This window comes from Vibrio sp. 10N.222.51.C5, assembly GCF_041474575.1.
Taxonomy (GTDB): Bacteria; Pseudomonadota; Gammaproteobacteria; order Enterobacterales; family Vibrionaceae; genus Vibrio; species Vibrio crassostreae_C.
The window spans coordinates 1-19,230 of the sequence record NZ_JBFRUJ010000032.1 but is presented as its reverse complement, the minus strand read 5'-3'; the positions used below and the strand labels follow the sequence as shown (position 1 = coordinate 19,230).

The window sequence follows — 19,230 nt, the reverse complement described above, 5'->3', positions numbered from 1 at the left end:
GTAATCAAATGTCATTTGATGATTTTTCACACTAAAGCAAACGTTTGCTTTTTTGATTTGTCATTATTTTCATAAATGGTGGTGATGTTTTGGTGGGGTATTATAGGTGTACTGCAGGTTTGTATGAGGTGTTGTTTTTATCAGAAATTTAACAATTGAGAGGGTTTGGACGTGTTCTCGGAGAAAAACTCCCACAGCGCTAATTATCGCACTAGTGGGAGCCTATTTATTATTTTTGCGTTGCCGCTTTCATTGGCGTAACAAACTCAGCAAGTGCTTTAAGCATTGCTTCTGGTTGTTCAACGTTGTTTTCAATGATTTTCACAACCGCAGAGCCAGAGATAGCACCAGCAGCGCCAGCTTCGATGGCTTCTTTTACTTGCTCAGGAGCAGAGATACCGAAACCAAGCAGTGCTGGTGGCGCATCAAACTTGTTCAAACGGTCAAGTAGGGCTGTCACAGGCATGTTTGCTTTGGTTTCTGCACCCGTTACGCCAGCACGAGAAAGTAGGTAAGTGTAACCACCACCTAGCTCAGAAACCGATTGAAGCGTCTCATCACTTGCTGTTGGTGGAGCAATAAAGATTGGGTGAACGCCAAACTTCTTAGCTGCAGCAACAAACTCGCCACTCTCGTTGGTTGGTACATCAGCAATCAATACTGAATCGATACCTGCATTAGCACAACGCTCGTAGAAGTTCTCGATACCACGTGCGTACACCAAGTTTGCGTACATCAGTAGGCCGATTGGTAGCTCTGGGTATTTAGCACGAATTTGACCAATAAGATCAAAACACACATCTGGCGTGACTTTAGAATCTAACGCACGAATGTTTGCACCTTGGATTGTCGGGCCATCTGCAAGCGGATCTGAGAATGGGATACCAAGCTCAAGTGCATCAGCACCCGCTTCAACGAGTGTTTCCATGATCTTAAGAGACTGCTGAGGGTTAGGATCGCCAACCGTTACGAATGGTACAAATGCGCCCTGATTCTTTTCAGCTAAGCGAGTGAAGAGTGATTGATAGCGATCCATTATAATGCTCCTTTCTCTTTAAGAATGTCGTGTACAGAGAAGATGTCTTTATCACCACGACCAGATAGATTAACCACTAATAGCTGTTCTTTCTCTGGGTCATCGTGAGCCATTTTAACAGCATGAGCCAAAGCATGAGATGACTCTAGCGCTGCGATAATACCTTCTTTACGTGCAATCAATTGGAACGCTTCTAGCGCTTCGTCGTCGGTCACGTTGTCGTATTCAGCTCGGCCAATAGCATTTAGGTGCGCGTGTTGAGGACCAACTGATGGGAAGTCTAGACCCGCAGATACAGAGTAAGACTCTTCTACTTGACCATTCTCATCTTGCATCAGTGGTGCTTTCATACCGAAGAAGATACCAGTTTTACCGTGTTTAAGCGGCGCGCCGTGTTGGTCGGTATCAATACCTTTACCAGCAGGCTCTACACCGATTAGGCGTACAGACTCTTCTTCAATGAAATCCGCGAACATACCGATAGCGTTTGAACCACCGCCGACACACGCGATAACTGCATCAGGAAGGCGACCTTCACGAGCTAGAATTTGGTTCTTCGTTTCTTCACCAATCATGCGTTGGAAATCACGAACAATCGTTGGGAATGGGTGAGGGCCCGCTGCAGTACCCAATAGGTAGTGCGCGTCTTCATAAGTTGCCGACCAGTCACGTAGCGCTTCGTTACATGCATCTTTTAGCGTTGAAGAGCCAGAATGAACAGGGATAACCTCTGCGCCCATTAGCTTCATACGGAACACGTTCGGGCTTTGACGTTCAACGTCTTTTGCACCCATGTATACACGACACTTAAGACCTAGTAGAGCACACGCTAGAGCCGTTGCCACACCGTGTTGGCCTGCCCCAGTTTCAGCGATGATTTCCTGCTTACCCATACGTTTTGCTAGCAATGCCTGACCAAGAACTTGGTTTGTCTTGTGAGCACCGCCGTGAAGTAGATCTTCACGCTTTAGATACAGTTTGGTTTTTGTACCTTTTGTTAGGTTGCGTGCTAGCGTTAGCGCCGTTGGACGACCAGCATACTCTTGAAGAAGCGTCATGAATTCGCTGCGGAACTCAGGATCGGCTTGTGCATCGATAAATGCTTGTTCAAGTTGGTCTAGTGCTGGCACTAGGATCTGCGGTACGTATTGACCACCGTATTCACCAAAGTAGGCATCGAGTTTAGCCATTGTGTTATTCCTTCAATTCTACTGATGTGTATTCACACCAAGTCATTTAATCTTGTTTGAGCTTCGCAAAAGGCAAAGCTCACAAATATGTTTTTAGTTTCTGCTTTCTAATTTCTAGCGCCGAGTTTGGACTAGTAATTGCGAATCGCTGCAAAAGCACGTTGCAGTTTGTCTGCGTCTTTTTTTCCTGGAGCGGATTCAACGCCAGAGTTTAGGTCTAATCCTAAGCAACCCAACTTAGCGGCTTGGTTAGCATTTTCTGGGTTTAGGCCACCCGCCAACATGATTGCGCTTTGGTTGTTGATTAGGTTCCAATCGAACACTTGGCCTGTGCCACCAGTTTGAGAACCCACTTTAGTATCTAGCAGGTGACGAGTCACGTTGCTTTCCAGTAATTCTGGTAGCGAGCTTTTAGCACCGGAAGCAGCACCAGAAGCAACACCGTAAGCTTTCCAAATCTCAACGCTTTCAGGTAGTGACTGTTTTAGCTCATCGACAAACGCTTGAGACTCATCACCGTGCAGTTGCACCGCAAATAAACCTAGCTCAGAAACCGTTTTCGCAACGTCAGTAACGCTATGATTTTGGAATACACCCACGTAGTTCAAAGGTGCGCCGCTCATGGTTAAACGAGCTGCTTCGATATCAACATGACGCTTAGACGCTTCAACGAAAATCAAACCACCGAATACCGCACCAGCTTGATACGCTTTCGCTGCATCATCAGAGTGAGTTAAACCACACACCTTGTTTTCACCGAGTGTTACTTTACGCACCGCAAGCTCTAGGTTCTTTTCAGCCATCAGAGAGCTACCGATTAGGAAGCCGTCTGCAAATGTTGAAAGGTCACGAACTTGTTGATGTGTGTAGATGCCAGACTCTGAAATCACGACTGCGTTTGGAGCCAGTTCGCGAATCAGCGGAGCCAACTCTTTGGTACGGTTCAAATCAGTCGAAAGGTCACGAAGATTACGGTTGTTAATGCCGATCACCTTAGCGTTTAGAGCGACTGCACGGTGAAGCTCTTCTTCGTTGCTGACTTCGGTCAATACACCCATGTTGAGTGAGTGAGCGACTTCCGCCAGCGCTTTGTACTCTTCGTCATCTAATACCGATAGCATTAGCAAGATAGCATCAGCTGAGTAATGACGAGCTAGATACACTTGGTAGGTATCAACCATGAAGTCTTTACACAGGATAGGCTGCTTAGCAATGCTGCGAACTTTAGGTAAAAACTCAAAGTCACCTTGGAAGTACTTCTCGTCTGTCAGCACAGAAATCGCGTTTGCGTGGTTGTTGTAAACAGAAGCAATGTAGTCGAGGTCAAACTCGTCACGGATTAAACCTTTTGACGGAGAGGCCTTTTTACATTCAGTGATGAAAACCGTTTGTTCTCCGCTCAGAGCGTCATAAAAGCTGCGGTCTGTTGCAGTTAGTGACGCTTTAAACTCGTCTAATGGTTGAGTCTGCTTACGTGCTTCAACCCATTGGTATTTATCACGAACGATTTTTGCTAATACTTCCGCCATTTCAGCTTCTTTGACTGAAACGTGGGTCGACAGTTTATCGGTAGTCTGTGTCATGTTCTTTGTCTCGATTCGTCGTTCGTTAGGCGTGTGCAGCAAGCTTTTGTACAAGCTCGTATGCTTTGCCAGAGTTCATCGCGTCAATTGCTTGCTGTGCGTTGGCTTTTAGGTCTTCGTGACCAAACAGACGCATCAGTAGAGCAACGTTGACTGCCACTGCGCCAACTTGAGCATCAGTGCCTTTACCCGTCAGGATATCGGTTGTGATGGCTTTGTTCTCTTCTGGCTCGCCGCCCTTGATTGCTTCAAGAGGGTGAGTGTTCAAACCAAAGTCTGCTGGTGTCACTGTGTATTCGTGAATTGTGCCATCTTTGATTTCAGCAACCATGGTTTCGCCGTGAATCGCTACTTCATCAAGGCCGCTACCGTGAACAACCGCCGCGCGCTTCATGCCCATTTGCAGCATGGTTTCCGCGATAGGGCGTACAAGCTCTTTGCTGTAAACACCCATTAGCTCGATGTTAGGGCGAGCTGGGTTAATCAGTGGGCCAAGGATATTGAAGATAGTGCGCGTTTTCATGGTTTGACGAACAGGCATCGCGTGACGTACACCAACGTGATACTGCGGAGCAAATAGGAACGCTACGCCAAGTTCATCAACAGCCGTACGCGTGTCTTCTGTTGTCATCGCTAGGTTGATACCGAACGAATCCAATAGGTCAGAAGAACCTGATTTGCTCGATACGCTGCGGTTACCGTGCTTCGCGACTTTTAAGCCACACGCTGCGGCAACAAATGCAGAAGTCGTCGAGATATTGATGGTGTTGTGACCGTCGCCACCTGTACCTACGATGTCTGCGAAATCGTAATCAGGGCGCGGGAACGGGTTTGCATTCGCAAGTAGTGCTTTTGCTGCGCCTGCAATTTCATCGGGCGTTTCGCCTTTGATTTTCAGTGCAGTTAGCGCAGAAGCCATCAAGATTGGGTCAAGTTCCCCCTTGATGATCACATCAAACAATTGTTGGCTTTCTTCTTGAGTAAGAGACTGCTGTTCGTAAAGTTTATTAATCTGTTCCATGATCGTTTCCTATTTTCCAGTCTTTTCAAGGCGAAGAGGTTTCTCAAGAGCCCATTCGATAGCGTTTGCTAGAAGCGTTGCACCGTAGGTCGTCATAATTGATTCAGGGTGGAATTGGAATCCACACACCTTGTCTTGTTCTTGAACCACAGACATCACCAAATCATCGACTTCAGCTGTCACCGTTAGGCTATCAGATACATGCGTTGCCACTAAAGAGTGATAGCGAGCGATAGCCAATGGCGAAGGTAAGCCTTGGTAAGTCGCATGGTTTTGGTGTTCCATCATCGACACCTTACCATGAATGATTTCGCCAGCGCCTGCAACGGTGCCGCCATAGGCTTCAACAATCGCTTGGTGGCCTAAGCAAATACCAATCATTGGTACTTTACCTTTTAGAAGCTGAATTAGCTCTGGCATACAGCCCGCATCTGCTGGAGCGCCAGGGCCTGGCGAAAGCAGTGCAACGGGGTTGTCTAGTTCGTTGATCGCAGCTTCAACAACCTTTGCCGGAATGTTGTTACGGTAAATCTTTACGCTGTGACCTAATGAACGAAACTGGTCTACAAGGTTGTAAGTGAATGAGTCGAAGTTATCGATGAATACAATATCAGCCATGATTACGACTCCTTCTTACTTGATGAGTGTTGGTTTGTAGCAGAGCTCTTAGTATGCGCTGCTTGAATCGCAGAGATGACCGCTTGAGCTTTGCCGCGAGTCTCATCAGCTTCTGCTTGTGGGTCTGAGTCGAATACTACACCAGCGCCAGCTTGTACTTGTGCCACGCCATCTTCAACGTAAGCAGAGCGAATTACGATACAAGTATCCAGAGTACCTTCACCTGTTAGGTAACCGACTGCACCACCGTAGCTACCACGACGCGTTTTTTCTACATCACGAATAAGCTGCATTGCGCGGATTTTTGGTGCGCCCGTTAGCGTGCCCATGTTCATACAAGCTTGGTAAGCGTGTAGAGCATCTAAGTCTTCGCGTAGCTGACCAACAACACGAGAAACCAAGTGCATTACATGGCTGTAGCGGTCTACTTTCAACAAGTCTGCTACGTGGCGAGTGCCAGCTTCCGCGATACGTGCTACATCGTTACGCGCTAGGTCGACTAGCATCATGTGTTCTGCGTTTTCTTTCTTGTCGGTGCGCAGTTCAAGCTCGATACGGCTATCTAGGTCGAAATCGATTTGACCATCAGGACGCTTACCGCGACGACGAGTGCCCGCAATTGGGTAGATCTCGATTTGGTTGGTTTCTGTCTCGTATTTCAGCGCGCTTTCTGGAGATGCACCGAACAGAGTAAACAGCTCGTCTTGCATGTAGAACATGTAAGGGCTTGGGTTGCTTTGTTTGAGTTCTTTATAAGCCGCCAGTGGGGCAGGGCAAGGTAGAGTGAAGCGGCGTGAAGGTACCACTTGGAATACATCGCCTTTAACTACGTACTCTTTTAAATCACGAACCGTTTGGCAGAAGTCTCCATCTGAAACGCTAGGTACAGCTTCAACGTTGTCTAACGGCGTTACTTCAGTGATGGCTTTCAGGGACTGACACTGAGTTTGAATGTCGGCTAGACGGTCAGTTAATTGCGCTTTGATGTTGTCATCTTGAGCAAATAAGCTCGCGTGAAGTAGGCCTTCGTTCTCTTGGTGATCGAAACGCAATAGTGTTTCAGCTACATAGAAGACAAAGTCAGGACAATTGTTGGTTGCTTCAGCATCACCTAGTGGCTCAAAGTTTGCCACGATGTCGTAAGCGAATAAGCCCGCCATGAATAATGCGTGTTTGTTATCCGCGTCTTGCTCAAAGCTGTGCTGAACCAAACGCAGTGCATCGAATGAAGAGGCTTCTCTTAAACGTGAGTCTTCGTCTAATTCGTTGCTTGGTTCGATAAAAGTCAGCGTCAAAACGTTATCAGTAAGGTCAGATTTAATTTCTGCTTTCACGTTTTGAGTGAGATGTTCGATAAGCGCTTGACCGTTTTCAGTCAATGCTTGAAAGGTTACTTCATGTCCGCGACATACGATGCGAACAGCAGAGTCGATAAGGAGTAGGCTTGTCAGGTTCTGTTTAGATTCAATCTCGGCAGATTCCAACAAAAGACTATCAGTTTTGTTTTCACACAAAGTATGAAAAACGCTGGTTGGATCTTGCGAGTAAGGAACTGAAGAATTGATGACCTCAATGGTTCCCAGCTTTTTGATTTCAATGGCCTTGTTCACAAGACCTCCTTTATGATTCTTTAAATTTCCTGCCGTACATAGTCGCATAAAGATACCTTTCACCCAATCTAGAATATGGTCAATTCGATGATTTGTTAGTCAGTTGAATGTGAGATGTTCGACAAATTAAAAAGCCCGCTATTAAAGCGGGCTTAGTGATAACTTTTTTATAAACAAACTGTTTAATTAGAAGTACACGTTAGCCCACCAAGAACTTGTCCAAGTGCGCCACCAATTAAGCTCTGAACTTGCTTCTAATGAAGAAAGTTCTAAAACTTTATCTTTATGGTTTTGGTTAAATTCTTGTAACATGGTGAACCTATCAAATGTGATACTTCGTATTTGTGTACTAGTTAACTAGTTTTCTGCTTGCGGGTCAAGTGTGTTGACACAAATATAACGATAAAAATTGAAAACAATGAAAAAGAATATATGAGAATTGATCTACATAGTCATACAACAGCCTCAGATGGCCGACTTACTCCACCTGAGCTAATTGACCGAGCGCTTGGCTTTAACATCGAAGCGCTAGCGATTACAGATCATGACACGACTGATGGGCTTGCTGAAGCACGCAGCTACATTGCGGATAACAACCTTCCTATTCAGTTGATAAACGGCATTGAGATTTCGACTGTTTGGCAAAACAAAGATATCCATATTGTTGGGTTAAACGTTGATCCTGAGTCACCAGAACTCAAAGCGCTCATTGAACAACAGAAGCAACACCGTATTGGGCGTGCTGAGATGATCGCTCACCGTCTTGAGAAAGCGACTCGTGAAGGGGTGTTAGAAGAAGTTAAATTGATTGCGGGTGATGCACCAATCACTCGCGCTCACTTTGCTAAGTGGCTAGTCGACAATGGCTATGCGAAAACCATGCAGCAGGTGTTTAAAAAGTTTCTTACTCGCAATAACCCAGGTTATGTGCCGCCAACGTGGTGTTCAATGAGTGATGCTGTCACGGCTATTCATGCTGCTGGTGGACAAGCCGTGCTCGCTCACCCTGGGCGATATGGCCTTACAGCCAAGTGGGTTAAGCGCCTGCTAGCGGCATTTGTTGAAGCGAAAGGGGATGCGATGGAAGTAGCTCAACCTCAGCAAGCGCAACAAGAAAGACGCACACTCGCGGATTATGCTATACAATACAAACTATTAGCCTCCCAAGGCAGTGATTTCCATTACCCATCTCCGTGGATGGAACTTGGACGCAATCTCTGGCTACCTTCTGGGGTCGAAGAAGTATGGAAAGATTGGGAGTTTCAAACGGTTTCACCATCTGAATAGTCTTTAGGTGAGCCAGCTCCTTCTGATGATAGAGTCGAGAGATTCGATAACGAGGATCAATAATGAGCCAGTTTTTTTATGTACACCCAGATAACCCACAAGCACGCTTAATTACTCAAGCGGTTGCGATTATTCGCAATGGCGGCGTTGTGGTTTATCCAACAGATTCCGGTTATGCGCTGGGCTGTCAGCTTGAAAACAAACAAGCACTTGAACGTATCTGTAAAATTCGTCGCATCGATGACAAGCACAATTTCACCTTGTTATGTCGTGATCTTTCTGAATTATCACTGTATGCACGCGTCGATAACGTGGCTTTCCGTCTACTGAAAGCACATACACCAGGTGCTTACACGTTTATCTTTAAAGCAACCAAAGAAGTGCCAAAGCGTTTGATGAACGCCAAGCGTAAAACGATTGGTATTCGTGTCCCAGACAACAAGATTGCACTCGACCTTTTGGAAGCGATGGGTGAACCATTAATGTCGACGTCTCTGATTCTGCCGGGTAACGAGACTACGGAGTCGGATCCAGAAGAAATTCGTGACAGCCTAGAACATGCGGTTGATGTCATTTTGAATGGCGGTTACTTAGGTGAGCAACCGACGACGGTTATTGACTTCAGTGACGATGATGCCGTGGTTCTACGTCGTGGTGCTGGCGATCCTGCGCCGTTTGAATAATCGCTTTACTGATTAACAGTCTGTAACGATACAGCAAACCTGCCACAGTAAATAACAAGTGCTTTTTGGCAGGTTATTTGCGATAATACGCGACCGCGATTTGGTCGCGAAAAATTCATTCGACGTCTGTGAAGACGACAATTAGGTAGAAAAGAGTAAATGAGCGAAAAATTACAGAAGGTTTTAGCGCGAGCTGGTCACGGTTCTCGTCGTGAACTAGAAGGTTTAATCAAATCTGGTCGTGTAAGTGTTAACGGTCAAGTTGCGAAACTGGGCGAGCGTCTTGAAGACGAGAACTCAGTGATCCGTATCGATGGCCATACTGTTTCAGGCAAGGCTTCTGAAGAAGTGGTTTGTCGTGTACTTGCTTACTACAAACCTGAAGGTGAGCTTTGTACTCGTCACGACCCTGAAGGCCGCCGTACTGTTTTCGATCGTCTACCTAAGATCCGTGGTTCTCGTTGGATTTCAGTTGGTCGTCTTGATGCAAACACATCAGGCCTTTTGCTTTTCACTACTGATGGTGAGCTTGCAAACCGTCTAATGCACCCAAGCCGTCAGGTTGAGCGTGAGTACCTAGTACGTGTATTCGGTGAAGTGACTGAGCAAAAAGTTAAAAACGTTACTCGTGGTGTACAACTAGAAGACGGCATGGCTCGTTTTGAAGATGTTGTTTACGCTGGTGGTGAAGGTATGAACCATACTTTCTACGTAGCGATTAACGAAGGTCGTAACCGTGAAGTTCGTCGTCTTTGGGAATCTCAAGAAACGACAGTAAGCCGCCTGAAACGTGTACGTTACGGTGATATCTACCTTGATAAGAAACTGCCTCGTGGCGGTTGGAAAGAGCTAGATCTTCAAGAAGTTAACTACCTGCGTGAGCTTGTTGAGCTTAAGCCTGAGAAAGAGACACTGTTGGATCTTGATCCTTCAAACACTTCTCGTAAGCGTGAGCGTTCTCGTAGCCAAAAAATTCGTCGTGCTGTTAAACGTCACGAAGAGCGTGCAAACGCACCAAAAGGCCGTAGCAACCAAACTAAGCGTAAGAAGCCTGCAACTCGCGGTACTACAACACCTGATTCAGGTCGTAGCGCTCCAGCTGCAAACAAAGGCAAACCTCAGGCTAACAAAAGTAAGCCTAAACTGAACAACGGTCGTCCGGCTAAACCAGCTAAGCCAAGAACACGTCAGTAATTACGTAATTTCTTACGCGTAAAGCTTCATTAGCTGAAAGCACTGAATACTAAAAAACCTGCTCATTGAGCAGGTTTTTTTACGTCTGGAGAAATAGCAGATGCGGGATGCGAGTAACCGAGCTTTTCGCATCTCTTATCTCGTGTAGGCGCATCTATAATCTGCTCGTATCTCGTATCTCGTATCTCGTTTCTTTTACTTATGATTCGAAAAGTTATCGCCTTTCGCCAGTCGGTCGTAAAGCACAACATTCACTGATGCTGCTAGGTTCATGCAGCCGTTGGTCGGAACGAAAATCGTCTCACGACAGAAATCTGTGATCTCTTTCTTTAGCGTGCCATCTTCTGGGCCAAAAATGTAAAACGCACGTGGTGGGTGCTTGTAATCAGGTAGAGGCTTAGCACCTTCAATCAGATCAACAGCAACCGGCACGCAGCCTACTGGAATAATATCTTTCAGCTCTTCAACACCAATCAAAGGCAGGGCTAAGTGCTTTTCTTTGGTGTCGGTATGGAATTTTCGCGCATGGTCGTAGCGTGTGCCAGTGTAAAACACAGAGTTGGCGCCGTAGCAGCCAGCAGCTCGCATTACAGAGCCTACGTTTTCAGGCGTCTTTGGGTTAACTAGGCCAATGCAGGCATAGCCTTTTGATTGTGTGTCTGTTTTTGCTTTGGTCATAATCAGTGAATCTAACGTTGATGATGAAAGTGAGTAATCATGATGAGAAATGGCGTGATAAAAATAGCCGAGCAATCGGCTCGGCTAACTTTTAACTCGCTTACATGAATACTTGTTTACTCATGCTGATGAGCGTCAACAGCGGTATTAGTCACGTTTCCACAGCATGTGACAGAACTTATGTTCTGGGTCACGGCTGATTAGCATGCGAGCAAATACGTCGTCTAGAACGTCATCAGCTTCATTCACAAGACCAATGCGCACTTCAGCGTAGATCTCTTTGTCGACTTCAAAGCCAACATGTTCAACCCAATCATCGCCAGTTTCAACAAGCTCTGCTGCGCCACGATCTTCAAACTGAGCAGTGAAAAGAATCACGTCTGCAGGCTCTAGGTTGTCAGGTGCCATCTCTAGGAAGATGTCGTATGCAGTGTCAATTGCGTCGTCATAAGACATTAGGTCGTTAGCTTCGGTCATAATAAGTATCTTAGCTTGCGCGGTTCATGTATTTACGTTCAGCAGTGTTTACTACTACTTTGTCGCCAGTCGCGATGTATTCAGGTACTTGAATAGTAAGACCTGTAGAAAGACGAGCAGGCTTAGTACGAGCAGACGCTGATGCACCTTTTATTGAAGGATCAGTCTCTTCGATAACTAGTTCAACAGATGTTGGTAGCTCAAGCGTTGCAGCGTTGCCGTCGATAAGGATCGCGTACATGCCTTGAGTTTCTTCGTTGATGAACAGTAGTTCGTCTTCGATAGTCTCACCGTTGAAGATGAATTGTGTGTAATCTTCGTTGTCCATGAAGATGTACTCGTTGCCATCAACGTAAGAGAACATTACTGCACGCTTAGTTACGTCAATAGTTTCAACAATTTCGTCAGCCTTGTGGCGAACTTCAGTTTTAACGCCAGTTGCTACATCGTTACCACGGAAGCGGTAAATCTTTTGGCCGCCACGGCCGCCTGGTGTTGTTACTTCGATATCTTTAACGATCACTGTTTTGCTTTCTACTGTGATAGCAAAACCTTTTTTAATTTCACTTGCTCTAGGCATTTTGTGTTTGTCCTTAGTGGGTCTATCCGCTGATTATATCTCGGAGATGCTATAAATAGGAATAGCTTGAATCATAAAGTCACCTAGGCGATCATAGAGTTATAGTTAAATCATTATTTTATTTACCGAAACGACCTATGCAGCTACCCGTTATTGACCCAACACAGCCTTTTCAACCTGAATTTCAACCTGTGGTTAACGATCTGATTACCTTTCTAAAAGGTGGGTTAGGATCTAATCTGCACAGTATTTATATTTATGGCAGTGTGGCTCGTAAGCAAGCCGTCTTCGGTCGCTCCAATCTAGATGTGGTTGTGGTGACCCATCGACCGTTTCCTGACCAACGAACCACTTTGTTGAACACCATCAAATGGCGTTTCCAAAAGAGCTTCCCGCAGGTAACTCAAGTGGCGATAAAAACTACCTTAGTGAGTGAGATAGTCGATTTCGACAATATCTTCACTTGGGGTTTTATGCTCAAGCATTTAGCCGTGTGTGTGCATGGTGAAGACTTATCAGACTGCTATGGTGATTTTGAAACAAGTTGGGAAATCGCTAAGCACTGGAATATGGATGCGGAAAACTGGTTGGCGGTGTATCGCAACAAGATCGCACGAGCGACAACGCCAGAACAACAAGTCGCTGCGCAGGTGATTATTGCCAAGAAGCTTCTACGGGCGAGTTACTCACTGGTGATGTACCGCGATAAATATTGGTACGATGATCCTGTTGAATGTGGCCAACAGTTCTTGAAGTATCACCCAGATCGAGAAGTCGAAATCCAAAGGTTGGGCATTTTACTTTCTGGTCGACCAATCCCTAAACGTTCGGTGATCGGTATTCTTGATGGCTTTGGTGAGTGGTTGATTAAGCAGTATCAGAAAACCGAGTTCAGAATCGGATAGAGATTTATAACCGATCCATTGATACTAAAAAGCAGAGTGTGCTGAAGAACATATCTCTGCTTTTTTCGTTTTAAGAGCATATTGAATATAGTGCTAGAACAAACCCAACTGCTGCCCACTAACTCTTTCAAAGTCTAAACCGATGAAGGGCAGTATTGCCTCTGCGACCGGTTTAATCTGCTTGTCGATATAGTGCTGATAATCGATACCACTCTTTAAATACTCCTTGGGCTCAGGGCCACTCAGAGTAATCAAATACTCAATGCGTCCTTTATTTTGGTATTGAAGAGGGCGCCCTAACTGAGCATTGATCTCATCGGCCATACGAGCTGCGCGAACCTGCGGCGGAATGTTCTTTTGGTATTCATGTAATTTGCGGCGTAAGCGCTTTTGATACACCAATAAATCATCATGTTTGCCAGCAGAGGTTTCATCAACAAACTGTCTGACGTAGTCGGTTGGATCTTGATCGTGAAACACCATCTCATACAAGGTTTGTTGGAATTGCTGTGCGAGAGGTGTCCAATCGGTGCGTGCACTCTCAAGCCCTTTAAATATGATCTTTTCTTTATCGCCTTGAGTGATTAATCCGGCATAACGTTTCTTCGAGCCGGTTTCTGAACCTCTAATGGTCGGCATTAGAAACTTGCGATAGTGAGTCTCGTATTCCAATTCGAGTATTGAGGTTAGGTTGTGGGTCTCTTTTAAGTGATTCGTCCACCAATCGTTGATGTAAGCGACCAGTGTGTTCCCGATCTCGTCTGCTTTTTGCTGATCATAACTGCCGTTCAGAGACACGAAGGTTGAATCGGTATCGCCGTAAATCACTTGATAGCCTTTGTCTTCGATCAGAACCTTGGTTTGCTTCATGATCTCATGTCCACGCATGGTAATTGAAGACGCTAACCGGGTATCGAAGAAACGACAACCAGACGAACCTAACACACCATAGAATGAGTTCATGATGATCTTAATCGCCTGAGAGAACGCTTTCTCGTTGTTCTTCTTCGCCACATCACGTGCAGCCCAAAGGTTTTCGATCATCTCGGGCAAGAAGTGTTTAGAGCGGTGGAATTGCCCACCTCGAAAGCCATCAACGGCTTGGTTTTCTGCTGGGCCTAGTTCAAGCTTCAACCCTTCAATTAGTCCCATAGGGTCAATCAGAAACGAGCGAATGATCGATGGATACAGGCTCTTAAAATCGAGTACCAAAACCGAGTCGTACAGATTGGGAATTGAATCCATCACATAACCGCCGGGGCTCGCAATCCAATTCTCTGGCTCTAAGTTCGGTGCGACATAACCCGCTCTGTGGATTTGAGGCAGATATAAGTTAGTAAAGGCCGCAACAGAGCCACCAACGCGATCCAGCTCAACACCGGTTAATCGAGAGCGCTCAATCGCGAAGTCGAGTAGGTGAGTGTGCTCGAAGATGCTGTTTACCAGTACGCAGTCTTGAAGGTTGTACTTAGCGAGTGAGGGTTTATCGAACTCAAACATTCGGTTTATCTCATCCATACGGTCATGAACGTTATGGATGTCTTTGCCTTCCCCAAGCAGCTCTTGCGATACCGACTCAAGAGACCAAGAACGGAAGTGGTAGGTCGCTGTCTTGAGCATATCAATACCATCCAAGACAACGCGCCCCGGAATCGTGATAAAACCTTGCTGATTTTGAGCAGAACTGCGGAAAAAGCTCGGTTGGTTGTCTCTGCCGATGTTGAGCTTCACTTCGTTCCATTCTGAACGTTTGTGCAGCAGCCTAAAATCGAAGTCGATAACATTCCAGCCAATGATGATGTCAGGATCAAATTCAGAGAACCAAGCTATCATGGCTTCAAGTAGCGCTTTCTCGTTGGCAACCCATTGGATATTGGTTTCAGCTTGTTGTGCTTCGCCGACCATGATTACTTGGCTGTCCATCGGGCTGTCTAGGCCAATTGAATAAAGCACGCCTTTTTCCGAACACTCAATATCAAGCGAGACCACAGATAGACTGGGTAAGTAATCACCTGCTCGGCATTTTGCGTTTGAGACTCGACGATGCTGATTTTTTTGCACAGCAGATCCGGTGAACTCAATACTTCCCTTGATAAAACGTTCCATCAAGAATCGATCGGCGAGTCGAATATCGCTTTCAAAGGTTTGGATTTCTTCGTTGTGAAAGGCTTGCGCTAAACCAAAGCTGCTTCTCGACAGTGAGGTGTAACACGCGGCGAGAGGTGTTTGCTCGAATGTGGCTAATTCTAGAGGCTTAAATTGGCAATCGATCGACTCTTTCGCTGCGATTGCCTGACATGCCTCAACGTCAGATTGAGCGACAAAAAATACCGGTTTTTCATTTTGAATCGTCAGCAGAGTAGGGCCTTGAGGGGTGCTTAACCACAAGTCGATTTGTGTGCGCCCTGAAAAATCTCTTGCTTGTCTTGTGAGTACAAAGCCTTGCTGAATATCCAATGTAGTAACCTATTGAAATGGGGAATCGAATACTACCATCTAGCGACCCTCTGCGCACAAAAGGCAGTAAAAATACTAACTAAATTCTAGTTAGTAGAGGCAAATAACGGGACTCTATAAGCAAATAAGTGAAATTGTCGCGAATGGTTATTCAATGGTATTGAAAATATCTTTATCTTATGTAATTTTATTGGGTGTTGTTTTAACTGGTTGATTTTTAGAAAAAGCTTGTTGTTTTAGTTAGCTTATTTGTTAATAAGTACTTGCTAAAGTTCGTGTTTCAGCACATATTCAACAGAGCTTTTTTTTAGTAATTAAGTTAAGATGTACTCAATGCTGCGATCCACTGTTCCTTTGTTCAATTGTTTCAAACAGATGAAATGACACAGTGGTTGCAGAGCCAATTAATAGTGTGGAGATACAAGTTTGATAAATGTTTTCCTTGTAGATGATCACGAGCTGGTTCGCACAGGGATACGACGTATTATTGAAGACGTCCGTGGAATGAACGTAGCAGGGGAAGCTGAAAGCGGTGAAGATGCTGCAAAATGGTGTCGTACTAACAATACTGACGTTATTTTGATGGATATGAATATGCCTGGTATTGGTGGCTTAGAAGCAACCAAGAAGATCTTGCGTTTCAACCCTGATGTTAAAATCATCGTTTTAACTGTTCATACGGAAAATCCGTTTCCAACTAAAGTGATGCAAGCTGGAGCTGCTGGTTACCTTACTAAAGGGGCTGGTCCGGATGAAATGGTAAATGCAATTCGAGTGGTTAATAGTGGCCAACGATACATTTCACCAGAAATTGCGCAGCAGATGGCTTTGAGCCAATTCTCGCCTGCGTCTGAAAATCCATTCGCAGACTTATCTGAACGTGAACTTCAAATCATGATGATGATTACCAAAGGTCAGAAAGTGACGGATATTTCAGAACAACTCAATCTAAGTCCTAAAACAGTCAACAGTTACCGCTACCGCTTGTTCAGTAAGCTGGATATCAGTGGCGATGTAGAGCTGACGCATTTAGCGATTAGACATGGAATGTTAGACACTGAGACCCTTTAACACTGAGATCGTATAGTGACCAACTTGTTTGACTCAGTCTCATTCCTCAAGACAGTAACAGAGCAGCCCGGCGTTTATCGAATGTATAACGCCGAGGCTGCCGTTATTTACGTCGGTAAAGCTAAGAACCTCAAAAAACGCCTTTCCAGTTATTTCCGTAAAAAAGTCGACAGTGAAAAAACACGCGCTCTAGTTAGTAATATTGACAAGATCGATGTCACTGTAACGCACACGGAAACAGAAGCGCTCATTCTTGAGCACAACTACATCAAGCAGTACTTGCCTAAATACAACGTACTTTTGCGTGATGATAAGTCGTACCCTTATATTTTTATTAGCGGTCACAAGCATCCTCGTTTGTCGATGCACCGTGGTGCTAAGAAGAAAAAGGGCGAATACTTTGGTCCTTACCCTGATTCCGGCGCTGTGCGTGAGACGCTACACCTAATCCAAAAGATTTTCCCTGCCCGCCAGTGTGAAGATACGGTTTATGCCAATAGAACGCGCCCGTGTTTGATGTATCAGATTGGTCGTTGTGCTGCGCCATGTGTTAGCTCAATCATCTCTGATGAAGAGTACAGTGAACTTATCGACTACGTTCGTCTGTTCCTGCAAGGGAAAGACAAATTAGTCCTTGAGACGCTCATCGACAAAATGGACAAGGCAAGCCGTGAGCTTCGTTTTGAACAAGCTGCCGCTTTCCGTGATCAAATCCAAGCGATTCGACGTGTGCAAGAACAACAATACGTATCTGACGATTCAATGGAAGATATGGACGTGTTGGGATTTGCTCAAGAGAATGGCGTAGCGTGTATTCATATCTTGATGATTCGCCAAGGCAAGGTTTTAGGCAGTAGAAGCCATTTCCCTAAAATTCCCAACAATACGGTGCGAGAAGAGGTCTTTTCGAGCTTTTTAAGCCAATACTATCTTGCGCATAGTGAAGCGAGAACCATCCCAACCCGTTTGATTCTCAATGCCGATTTGATGGAAGATGTCACACCGATTCAAGAAGCCTTGTGTGAAGTAGCGGGTCGTAAGATTCACTTCAATACCAACCCTTCAGGTACTCGAGGTCGTTACCTTAAATTGTCTAATACCAATGCATTGACGGCTATTACCACCAAGATTAATCACAAGATGACGATTAATCAGCGCTTCAAAGAGCTCCAAGAAGTGCTGTCGATGGATGCTATCAAGCGCATGGAATGTTTTGATATCAGTCATACCATGGGTGAAAGCACGATTGCGTCGTGTGTGGTGTTCAATCAAGAAGGCCCGGTTAAACCAGAGTACCGTCGTTACAACATCACCGGCATTACAGGTGGCGATGATTATGCAGCGATGGCTCAGGCGCTTGAGAGACGTTATTCGAAGCAACTCGATGTCGACAAGATCCCAGACATCATCTTTATCGATGGTGGTAAAGGTCAGCTAAACCGCGCTCATGAGATCATTTCTCAATATTGGGGTGATTGGCCGTTTAGACCAAGAATGATGGGTATTGCGAAAGGCGTGACGCGTAAACCGGGTTTAGAAACTTTGGTAACCCTTGAAGGTGAAGAGTTTAATTTACCTAGCGATGCACCAGCGCTGCATCTTATCCAGCACATTCGTGATGAGAGCCATAATCATGCGATTGCAGGGCACAGGGCGAAACGTGGTAAAACGCGCAGAACCAGCGCTTTGGAAGGAATTGAAGGGGTAGGACCTAAACGTCGTCAAGCTTTGCTGAAATATATGGGTGGCTTACAAGAACTTAAGCGTGCAACTGTCGAAGAAATAGCCAAAGTGCCGGGCATTAGTCATTCTTTGGCAGAAAACATTTATCAAGCATTGAAACAATAGTAAAAATCCCGCACCATTAAAGCGCAATTAATAAGAGCCCAATAATATGCGTTTGAATATACCTAACATTTTGTCCTTACTGAGACTATTTTTGATCCCAGTATTCGTTGTCGTTTTCTATCTACCTTATCAATGGGCTCCTTTCGCTGCTGCGATGGTGTTTTGGGTAGCCGGTTTCACTGATTGGCTAGATGGCATGCTAGCTCGTAAGTTAGGGCAAACGTCTCGCTTCGGTGCCTTCATTGACCCTGTGGCTGACAAAGTGTTGGTCGCTACGGCTCTTATCCTGATTACAGAGCATTACCACTCTATTTGGATAACTATTCCAGCCGTGACCATGATTGCTCGTGAGATCATCATTTCAGCGCTTCGTGAATGGATGGCTGAAATCGGTAAACGCGCAAGTGTTGCGGTATCTTGGGTTGGTAAAGTCAAAACGGTTTCTCAGATGTTCGCTCTTTGGGTACTTATCTGGAGATACGACGACTGGATGGTGTGGGTAGGTTACATTGCACTGTATGTCGCCACCGTTCTTACTTATTGGTCAATGGCACAATACTTGATGGCTGCCAAAGACGATTTGTTAGACGAAAAACATCATTGATGAAGAAGCGAGCTGAGGCTCGCTTTTTTGATCTTTAACCTAAGGTTAAGTTATCAATAGTGGATATCTAATGTGATATAGATCTCCTTTGAATAACCCGCTCACAGTGTGTTTTGAACATAAAGTCAGCTATTTGGCCTGTTTCGTATGAAATCTATTCAAACGAATTAAAAATACAAAAATAATATTGACTCAATCGTCTGAATCCGTAGAATGCATCCCGTACCCAAGAGGATGGCAATGAGCGATTCGATTGGAGTTACTAAGGCGCCTTGGCAGAGTGGCTATGCAGCGGATTGCAAATCCGTGGACCTCGGTTCGACTCCGGGAGGCGCCTCCATTCTCTCTTTCTTCTAGAAAGAATTTGAATGAAAATGCGATACTAGCT

Annotated in this window: 18 protein-coding genes, 1 tRNA gene and 1 other annotated feature; of the genes, 8 read left to right on the top strand and 11 right to left on the bottom strand. The window is 45.3% G+C overall.

Annotated elements, in window-relative coordinates:
* Window positions 1-229: 229 nt before the first annotated feature.
* From trpA to AB4558_RS10750, 7 genes are all read right to left on the bottom strand, one after another.
* The gene (gene trpA, locus AB4558_RS10780; RefSeq protein WP_372073297.1) at window positions 230-1,036 is read right to left on the bottom strand and encodes a tryptophan synthase subunit alpha; all 807 of its coding nucleotides are present in this window, start codon (window positions 1,034-1,036) and stop codon (window positions 230-232) included.
* Entirely contained in the window at window positions 1,036-2,226 is a 1,191-nt protein-coding gene (gene trpB, locus AB4558_RS10775) for a tryptophan synthase subunit beta (protein ID WP_017067402.1), read from the bottom strand. The genes trpA and trpB overlap by 1 nt, the downstream gene beginning before the upstream one ends.
* Window positions 2,227-2,357: 131 nt before the next feature.
* Window positions 2,358-3,809, bottom strand: a complete 1,452-nt coding sequence (gene trpCF / locus AB4558_RS10770) for a bifunctional indole-3-glycerol-phosphate synthase TrpC/phosphoribosylanthranilate isomerase TrpF (protein WP_372073295.1) — start codon at window positions 3,807-3,809, stop codon at window positions 2,358-2,360.
* A 25-nt stretch (window positions 3,810-3,834) separates the two neighbouring features.
* Entirely contained in the window at window positions 3,835-4,830 is a 996-nt protein-coding gene (gene trpD / locus AB4558_RS10765) for an anthranilate phosphoribosyltransferase (RefSeq protein WP_372073294.1), read from the bottom strand.
* A 9-nt stretch (window positions 4,831-4,839) separates the two neighbouring features.
* The gene (locus AB4558_RS10760; RefSeq protein WP_017063544.1) at window positions 4,840-5,448 is read right to left on the bottom strand and encodes an aminodeoxychorismate/anthranilate synthase component II; all 609 of its coding nucleotides are present in this window, start codon (window positions 5,446-5,448) and stop codon (window positions 4,840-4,842) included.
* A 2-nt stretch (window positions 5,449-5,450) separates the two neighbouring features.
* Window positions 5,451-7,058, bottom strand: coding sequence for an anthranilate synthase component 1 (locus tag AB4558_RS10755; RefSeq protein WP_372073292.1), 1,608 nt, complete (start codon window positions 7,056-7,058; stop codon window positions 5,451-5,453).
* Between the two features lie 125 nt (window positions 7,059-7,183).
* Window positions 7,184-7,298 (bottom strand) — a sequence feature (Trp leader region).
* The gene (locus tag AB4558_RS10750) at window positions 7,245-7,370 is read right to left on the bottom strand and encodes a Trp operon leader peptide (RefSeq protein WP_372073290.1); all 126 of its coding nucleotides are present in this window, start codon (window positions 7,368-7,370) and stop codon (window positions 7,245-7,247) included. Its footprint overlaps the feature before it by 54 nt.
* Before the next feature lie 120 nt (window positions 7,371-7,490).
* On the opposite strand from AB4558_RS10750, the gene rnm reads away from it, so the two are divergent.
* The 3 genes from rnm (at window position 7,491) to rluB (ending at window position 10,222) form a co-directional block, all read left to right on the top strand.
* Window positions 7,491-8,345 carry an RNase RNM gene (rnm, locus tag AB4558_RS10745; protein ID WP_017061496.1) on the top strand — a complete coding sequence of 285 codons (855 nt, stop codon included), beginning with the start codon at window positions 7,491-7,493 and terminating at the stop codon, window positions 8,343-8,345.
* A gap of 62 nt (window positions 8,346-8,407) precedes the next feature.
* Window positions 8,408-9,028 carry an L-threonylcarbamoyladenylate synthase gene (locus tag AB4558_RS10740; protein WP_009848751.1) on the top strand — a complete coding sequence of 207 codons (621 nt, stop codon included), beginning with the start codon at window positions 8,408-8,410 and terminating at the stop codon, window positions 9,026-9,028.
* Between the two features lie 159 nt (window positions 9,029-9,187).
* Window positions 9,188-10,222 carry a 23S rRNA pseudouridine(2605) synthase RluB gene (gene rluB / locus AB4558_RS10735; protein ID WP_017055112.1) on the top strand — a complete coding sequence of 345 codons (1,035 nt, stop codon included), beginning with the start codon at window positions 9,188-9,190 and terminating at the stop codon, window positions 10,220-10,222.
* Window positions 10,223-10,417: 195 nt separating this feature from the next.
* On the opposite strand, the gene AB4558_RS10730 is transcribed toward rluB, so the two are convergent.
* From AB4558_RS10730 to yeiP, 3 genes are all read right to left on the bottom strand, one after another.
* Entirely contained in the window at window positions 10,418-10,900 is a 483-nt protein-coding gene (locus AB4558_RS10730) for an RNA methyltransferase (protein WP_372073288.1), read from the bottom strand.
* 147 nt (window positions 10,901-11,047) lie between these two features.
* Window positions 11,048-11,377 (bottom strand): HI1450 family dsDNA-mimic protein, encoded by a 330-nt coding sequence (locus tag AB4558_RS10725; protein WP_004741258.1) that lies wholly within the window; start codon window positions 11,375-11,377, stop codon window positions 11,048-11,050.
* Window positions 11,378-11,387: 10 nt separating this feature from the next.
* A complete protein-coding gene (yeiP, locus tag AB4558_RS10720) occupies window positions 11,388-11,957 on the bottom strand; it encodes an elongation factor P-like protein YeiP (protein ID WP_017055115.1) in 570 nt (189 codons plus the stop codon).
* A 137-nt stretch (window positions 11,958-12,094) separates the two neighbouring features.
* Between yeiP and AB4558_RS10715 the strand changes: the two genes are divergently transcribed.
* Window positions 12,095-12,862, top strand: a complete 768-nt coding sequence (locus tag AB4558_RS10715; protein ID WP_017061494.1) for a hypothetical protein — start codon at window positions 12,095-12,097, stop codon at window positions 12,860-12,862.
* A gap of 93 nt (window positions 12,863-12,955) precedes the next feature.
* Here the strand turns inward: AB4558_RS10715 and AB4558_RS10710 are convergent, their stop codons facing one another.
* Window positions 12,956-15,319 (bottom strand): DNA polymerase II, encoded by a 2,364-nt coding sequence (locus AB4558_RS10710; RefSeq protein WP_102429054.1) that lies wholly within the window; start codon window positions 15,317-15,319, stop codon window positions 12,956-12,958.
* A gap of 426 nt (window positions 15,320-15,745) precedes the next feature.
* On the opposite strand from AB4558_RS10710, the gene uvrY reads away from it, so the two are divergent.
* The 4 genes from uvrY to AB4558_RS10690 all read left to right on the top strand — a co-directional run bounded on the left by uvrY (window position 15,746) and on the right by AB4558_RS10690 (window position 19,182).
* Entirely contained in the window at window positions 15,746-16,390 is a 645-nt protein-coding gene (uvrY, locus tag AB4558_RS10705) for a UvrY/SirA/GacA family response regulator transcription factor (protein WP_004729778.1), read from the top strand.
* A gap of 15 nt (window positions 16,391-16,405) precedes the next feature.
* Window positions 16,406-18,238 carry an excinuclease ABC subunit UvrC gene (gene uvrC, locus AB4558_RS10700; RefSeq protein ID WP_029235668.1) on the top strand — a complete coding sequence of 611 codons (1,833 nt, stop codon included), beginning with the start codon at window positions 16,406-16,408 and terminating at the stop codon, window positions 18,236-18,238.
* Window positions 18,239-18,284: 46 nt separating this feature from the next.
* Window positions 18,285-18,842: a CDP-diacylglycerol--glycerol-3-phosphate 3-phosphatidyltransferase gene (gene pgsA / locus AB4558_RS10695; protein WP_017061490.1), complete on the top strand. Its 558-nt coding sequence runs from the start codon at window positions 18,285-18,287 to the stop codon at window positions 18,840-18,842.
* 266 nt (window positions 18,843-19,108) lie between these two features.
* A tRNA-Cys gene (locus AB4558_RS10690) sits at window positions 19,109-19,182 on the top strand.
* The last annotated feature ends 48 nt before the right edge of the window (window positions 19,183-19,230 follow it).

What these genes read in the sequence shown, in the direction of transcription:
- AB4558_RS10725 (WP_004741258.1), bottom strand. Translation starts at nt 11,377, where the DNA reads ATGACCGAAGCTAACGACCTAATGTCTTATGACGACGCAATTGACACT.
- trpD (WP_372073294.1), bottom strand. Translation starts at nt 4,830, where the DNA reads ATGGAACAGATTAATAAACTTTACGAACAGCAGTCTCTTACTCAAGAA.
- trpB (WP_017067402.1), bottom strand. Translation starts at nt 2,226, where the DNA reads ATGGCTAAACTCGATGCCTACTTTGGTGAATACGGTGGTCAATACGTA.
- AB4558_RS10760 (WP_017063544.1), bottom strand. Translation starts at nt 5,448, where the DNA reads ATGGCTGATATTGTATTCATCGATAACTTCGACTCATTCACTTACAAC.
- trpA (WP_372073297.1), bottom strand. Translation starts at nt 1,036, where the DNA reads ATGGATCGCTATCAATCACTCTTCACTCGCTTAGCTGAAAAGAATCAG.
- yeiP (WP_017055115.1), bottom strand. Translation starts at nt 11,957, where the DNA reads ATGCCTAGAGCAAGTGAAATTAAAAAAGGTTTTGCTATCACAGTAGAA.
- AB4558_RS10715 (WP_017061494.1), top strand. Translation starts at nt 12,095, where the DNA reads ATGCAGCTACCCGTTATTGACCCAACACAGCCTTTTCAACCTGAATTT.
- AB4558_RS10740 (WP_009848751.1), top strand. Translation starts at nt 8,408, where the DNA reads ATGAGCCAGTTTTTTTATGTACACCCAGATAACCCACAAGCACGCTTA.
- rnm (WP_017061496.1), top strand. Translation starts at nt 7,491, where the DNA reads ATGAGAATTGATCTACATAGTCATACAACAGCCTCAGATGGCCGACTT.
- trpCF (WP_372073295.1), bottom strand. Translation starts at nt 3,809, where the DNA reads ATGACACAGACTACCGATAAACTGTCGACCCACGTTTCAGTCAAAGAA.
- rluB (WP_017055112.1), top strand. Translation starts at nt 9,188, where the DNA reads ATGAGCGAAAAATTACAGAAGGTTTTAGCGCGAGCTGGTCACGGTTCT.
- AB4558_RS10750 (WP_372073290.1), bottom strand. Translation starts at nt 7,370, where the DNA reads ATGTTACAAGAATTTAACCAAAACCATAAAGATAAAGTTTTAGAACTT.
- pgsA (WP_017061490.1), top strand. Translation starts at nt 18,285, where the DNA reads ATGCGTTTGAATATACCTAACATTTTGTCCTTACTGAGACTATTTTTG.
- AB4558_RS10730 (WP_372073288.1), bottom strand. Translation starts at nt 10,900, where the DNA reads ATGACCAAAGCAAAAACAGACACACAATCAAAAGGCTATGCCTGCATT.